Source organism: Psychrobacter sp. FME6 (assembly GCF_014861365.1).
GTDB lineage: Bacteria > Pseudomonadota > Gammaproteobacteria > Pseudomonadales > Moraxellaceae > Psychrobacter.
The window spans coordinates 1-3690 of sequence record NZ_RRYW01000160.1; the positions used below are offsets into that span (position 1 = coordinate 1).

Annotated in this window: 3 protein-coding genes and 1 other annotated feature; all 3 genes read right to left on the bottom strand. The window is 41.1% G+C overall.

Annotation, left to right across the window (positions count from 1 at the left end; genetic code table 11):
• Positions 1–1189, bottom strand: a protein-coding gene (locus tag EI162_RS13735) for an IS3 family transposase (protein ID WP_192524870.1) whose coding sequence is annotated in 2 segments (ribosomal slippage) — positions 1–913 and positions 913–1189 — 1190 coding nt annotated over the 2 segments. Because the reading frame shifts where the segments join, the coding sequence is not laid out codon by codon here. This gene is flagged as partial in the annotation.
• Positions 798–914 (bottom strand) — a sequence feature (AL1L pseudoknot). It overlaps the preceding gene by 117 nt.
• A gap of 1092 nt (positions 1190–2281) precedes the next feature.
• Positions 2282–2536 (bottom strand): Txe/YoeB family addiction module toxin, encoded by a 255-nt coding sequence (locus EI162_RS13740; protein ID WP_087813577.1) that lies wholly within the window; start codon positions 2534–2536, stop codon positions 2282–2284.
• On the bottom strand, positions 2533–2823 hold the full coding sequence (locus EI162_RS13745; protein ID WP_087813576.1) for a type II toxin-antitoxin system Phd/YefM family antitoxin: 291 nt from the start codon (positions 2821–2823) through the stop codon (positions 2533–2535). The genes EI162_RS13740 and EI162_RS13745 overlap by 4 nt, the downstream gene beginning before the upstream one ends.
• Positions 2824–3690: the final 867 nt, after the last annotated feature.

Sequence of the window (3690 nt, forward strand, 5' to 3'; positions counted from 1 at the left end):
TCATAATACCGCTTTTCAAATTCAAAAGGTGACACATATCCAATCGTGCTATGCAAACGGGTTTTGTTAAACCAGTCCACCCATTCAAGGGTTGCCAATTCAACATCGTTCACGCCATGCCATTGTTCTTTTAGATACTCAATCACCTCAGACTTATAAAGCCCGTTAACCGTCTCAGCCAATGCGTTGTCATAAGAGTCGCCTGTTGTACCAACAGAGGCGATCACGCCAGAGTCAGCCATCTTATCAGTGTAGCGAATGGATAAGTACTGAACCCCTCGATCACTGTGATGAATCACATCTTTGGGATGGTTTCTATCTGCTATTGCTTGATTTAAAGCCGCCATCACCATATTCGTGTTCATACGATTAGATACCTTCCAACCAACGATAGCACGGGCAAACACATCAATAATAAAAGCGGTATAGACCCAGCCGCTTGTCGTCTTGATATAGGTGAAATCTGCAACCCACAGCTGGTTAGGACGATAAGCGCTAAAGTTACGATTGACTAAGTCATCAGCGCGCTTTTGGTCGTCACGGCTGTTGGTGGTAATCTTGCCTTTGCCACGCCAGACGCCTTGTAGGCCATACTGCTTCATTAATCGCTCTACGGTACACCGAGCAACCTTTAACCCGTCAGCTTTCATCTGCTGCCAGACTTTACGCACACCATAACGGCATTTACTGTCCTGCCAAATACGTTTAATCTCGCTGAGATAATAGTCGTCATGCTGACTGCGCAGTGAACGCTTGTGTGGGTTGTCGCTTAAGTCTTGAGCACGATAATAGGTTGATGGGGCAATCGGTAATACTCTACAGATCAGCTCGACCCCATAATTATTCTTATGATCGTCGATGAATTGAATCATGATTTTAGTCAGCGGTCGAGCTCCGCCTGGGCGAAAAAAGCGGCAGCCTTACGTATGATCTCATTAGCTTGCTTGAGCTCTTTATTCTCGCGTTCAAGCTCTTTAATACGTTGCTCTTGGCTTTGAGCTTGCACTGAAGCAGGAATGGTTTGATCGATGTGCTTTTTATGCCAAGACCGCAGAGTTTCAGGCGTGCAGCCAATCTTAGGGGCAATGGCTTGAATAGCTGACCAGGTAGAGGGATAGTCATTTGCTGCTTCAGTCAGCATGCGAACGGCGCGGTCTTTAATCTCAGGAGTGTAGTTTCGTGTTTTCATTGTCGTATTCTCTCAGAATGTTAAGTCTCCGACAATCCCGGGGCGGTTCAATGACAATATCGACTCACTGAATAAGTGATTGTTGTATATTAACTATTCTAAATTTTTCTCTGGACTCTTATAGTATATAGCCGAGTGGGCTATATACTACTTAAGTTAGCCTAAGTGAATTTATGCTGATTTTGGAGCCTTGAGCAGATTTCAAGGAACACTCACCCTAAAGCGATTATGAGTAGATAAAATACTCACAATCGCTTTAGTGCATTCCTTGGATTTGATGTGATTAGTCATGCCGACTTCATCGCCCATCGCGTCATCAAGACCGTATCACTGTATCAAGCTACGGTTGTTAAGATTACGGCTGATAGCACCGCCTAGACACGCTCTTAACCGCTACTGTGCTGTCATACGCTAGCAAGGGCCTAAACCCAATATACCGCTACGATATGCACGAGTAACCACTCATTGCGTTGCTCTGATCCTTTGTCTAGTCACCCCTGTAGGGAGCTCACCCTTATGTCAAACGCAGTCGTCACCGAGGCCTGCCACCCATTTGACGGGTAACAATTACAGAGAGAGCTGCACGAGGATGTAACGAGCGAATAAGTATACGGTAGGTATATTGATATTGAGCAGACTTTAAGATAAAATGCACTTAAACGGGCATTTAATGCTGTTCAAATAACGCACTTCAGATGCTTATTTGTTCGTTACAGCGTGTTGACGCACACTGTAACCGTTAATTACATTAAAAACTAAATGCCTCTAGGAGTCAACTCCCAGAGGCATTTTTTTGTTTGTCATATAGATTAGGTTTTTAATATCTAGGGCATTTTTAAATTACTTAGGCTAAAGCAGAAAATAAACATAGAAGCCGTAGACCCGTTACTAAGAAGCGTCAAATCATCGCAAGTCTCTTAAAGGTTGACCATAGCTATTCTGAAATACAAATCGTGGCTAAGTACTCGCGTCAGTTGATTGCTGAGATGTCTCAAGAATTAAAGAACGTTTCTGGACATTAACTAACTACCTATCACTATGAAAAAGTGCCTAATTATAAATCAGGCACTTTTTGAGCTGTTATACCTTTGCTTAGTAATGATAACGGCACTGGACGATAATGATCGCATCATCTTGAATTTCATAAACCAGCCGATGCTCTTGATCAATTCGACGAGACCAGTAGCCTGCAAGGTCATGTTTGAGTGGTTCAGGTTTGCCAATACCCTTAAATGGGTCACGTTTGATGGCTTTAATCAGCTTACCGATCTGTTTGACTTTCTCTTTACTGGTTCTTTGCCAGTACTCATAGTCCTCCCACGCGTCTTCCGTCCAAGATAGTATCAAGCGTCTACCTCATCATCAAAAGTGAGTGGCATATCTTTGGCATCAATCTCACGTTCAATCAAGCGACCAGCTTTAGCATCAGCAATAGAGCGTCTGAGACGCTTGGCATTGGTAGGGCTGCTTAAAAGATGCAGTGTTTCCTCATACGAGTTAAACTCTTCTAAACTCATTAATACCGTCGGTTTAGCATTTTGTCTTGTAATTAATATCGGGCCTTTATCAGTGTCTACCTTATCGATATACTTTGCTAAGCTCTTTCTAAAATCAGTGTAGTTCACAACGTCCATAATAATTACTCCACGTTTAATTATGTTGGTTATATGACCTATCATTATAGGTTGAATGTTATACTAGTATATACTATACCTGTACTTATATCTGTACTTATATTAGTAAGAAGCAAAGGGATAATTTGATATGTCTTCATGTATCTTTTTAAAACGTACATATGAAAGCTGACATATTGATCTTAGTTTAAATTTCTTGGCACGTTTGCCGCCTTATATTGTCGAAAGAAACAAATTTTACTCATATACTCATATACTCATATACTCATATACTCATACCATTTTGCAGAAAAGCAATTATGAATGCAATATAATGGTTATTATCAAGCCTTACTGCATTAAATCGATTTTTATATGGCGTTGTGATGCCTTTAAATAAAGATCAAAGGGCGTAGTTTTATTTTTTTATTGTCGTATTCTCTCAGGATGTTGAGTCTCCGACAATCTCAGGGCGGTTCACTAAGCATAATTTTACTGGTGTACGGGTGGAAATCAATGATCCCGATACGCCTGTATACTTTTTTTGGACAGCTAACCAAGGTGATTCAGATTTATGGATAGCAAGGATATCAAGTCTTATTAATGGGTAGGATATGTGGTTAAGTTATTACCCCACTTATCATGAAAGATTATTAATTTCAGTATTCTAAATAATTTCTAATAGGGCGTTTTTGGAAATCAGAAGCGTCTTTTTTTAGCCGATTAATCATCTCAAACTCCCATCCTTGCGCTGTTTGTCCAGCTGGGCTAGTGGGTGTGACTAAATGATTGTAGTCAGTTATAAAAGCAGGATTGCGAACGATACGTCCTAGGAGACCATCCCGAATTCTGTGTAACTGCCGTTTAGATTAAATGCTTGCTGATACG

Coding starts and splice junctions, on each gene's coding strand:
- EI162_RS13745 (WP_087813576.1), bottom strand. CDS start 2,823: ATGGACGTTGTGAACTACACTGATTTTAGAAAGAGCTTAGCAAAGTAT.